This is a genomic window from Actinosynnema sp., from assembly GCF_052038725.1.
The window spans coordinates 1-1825 of the sequence record NZ_JBQGCX010000847.1 but is presented as its reverse complement, the minus strand read 5'-3'; the positions used below and the strand labels follow the sequence as shown (position 1 = coordinate 1825).

Genomic DNA, 1825 nt, shown 5'->3' with positions numbered 1-1825 from the left:
CGACCTCGGCGAGCGCGCCGTCGTGGTCGCCGCCGACCGGGCGGGCGCGCTCGCCGCGCTGGAGGCGCTGGCCGCCGACGAGCCCTCGCCCGCCCTGGTCACCGGGCGCGCGGACGTCACCGGCCGCACGGTGCTCGTGTTCCCCGGCCAGGGCGGCCAGTGGGTGGGCATGGGCGCCCGGCTGCTCGACGAGTCCCCGGTGTTCGCCGAGCGGGTGGACGAGTGCGCGGCGGCCGTCGACCCCCTGGTGGACTTCCGCGTGGTCGACGTGCTGCGCGGCGGCGACCTGAGCCGGGTGGACGTCGTCCAGCCGGTCGCGTTCGTCGTCATGGTCGCGCTGGCCCGGCTGTGGCGCTCGGTCGGCGTCGAGCCCGACGCGGTGGTCGGCCACTCGCAGGGCGAGATCGCCGCCGCCTGCGTCGCGGGAGCGCTCTCACTGGCCGACGCGGCCCGCGTGGTCGTGCTGCGCAGCCGGGCCATCGCCGCCGGGGCGGGCGGCGGCGGCATGGCCTCGATCCCGCTGCCGCGCGCGGAGGTCGAGCGGCTGATCACCGGCACCGGCGTGTCCGTGGCGGCGGTCAACGGCCCCGGCTCGGTGGTCGTCTCCGGGGACGTCGACCCGCTCGTGGCGCGGGTGGAGGGCGCGCGCAGGCTGCCGGTGGACTACGCCTCGCACTCGCCCGCCGTCGACGTGCTGCGCGGGCGGCTGCTGGCCGACCTCGCGCGGGTCACGCCCCGACCGGCCGCGATCCCGATGCTGTCCACCGTCACGGGGAAGTGGCTGGACGGCGCCGAGTTGGACGCCGACTACTGGTTCGCCAACCTGCGCGAGCCGGTCCGCTTCGCCGACGCGGTCACCGAGCTCGCCGGGGCGGACTGCGCGGCGTTCGTGGAGGTCGGGGCGCACCCGGTGCTCACCGCCGCGATCCAGGACGTCCTGGGCGAGCGGACCGCCGTGGTCACCGGCACGCTGCGCCGCGACGACGGCGGCCTCGACCGGTTCCTGCGCTCCGCCGCCGCGCTGCACGTGCGCGGCGTGCCCGTCGACTGGGCCCCCGTCTTCGAGGGCCTGGACGCCCGGCGCGCCGACCTGCCCACCTACCCGTTCCAGCGCGCCCGCCACTGGCTCCAGGAGGCCGAACCCGACGCCCGGCAGGCGGGCGGCGACGACCCGCTGTGGGCGGCGGCGCGCGACGCCGACGGCCTGTGCGCCGAGCTGGAGCTCACCGAGCCCGACCAGCGCGCCGCGCTGCGCGCCGTCCTGCCCGCGCTGACCGCCTGGCACGAGCGCAGGAGCGAGCGGGCCCTGCTGGACTCCTGGCGCTACCGGATCACCTGGCGCACCCTGCCCGAACCGCCCGAGTCCGCCCCGCGCGGCGACTGGCTCGTCGTCGGACCGCACCCCGACCTGCTGGCCGACCTGCTGCCCGGCGCCGCGCTCGACCCCGGCGCCGCCGACCGCGCCGCCCTCGCCGACCTGCTCCGCCCGCACACCGCCGTCGCGGGCGTCCTTGCCACGCCGGGCGCCGACGTGCTCACCCTGGTCCAGGCGCTCGGCGACGCGGGCGCCACCGCGCCGCTGTGGTGCGCCACCACCGGGGCCGTCGCGATCTCCCCGCACGACGGCCCGCCGGACCCCGCCCAGGCCGCCACCTGGGGACTGGGCCGCGTCGTCGCGCTGGAGCACCCCGGCCGCTGGGGCGGGCTGGTCGACCTCGCCGACCCCGCCGACCCGCGCCAGCGCCGCAGGCTCGCCGCCGTCCTCGCCGGACCCGGCGTCGACGACGGAGGTGAGGACCAGGTCGCCATCCGCGCGCAGGGCGTG

The 1825-nt window shown here is 79.0% G+C and carries 1 protein-coding gene; it reads left to right on the top strand.

Features of this window, described 5'->3' with window-relative positions:
• Positions 1 to 1825: acyltransferase domain-containing protein (locus ACTUAL_RS17375; RefSeq protein ID WP_440901006.1), on the top strand; the 1825-nt coding region annotated here is incomplete at both ends.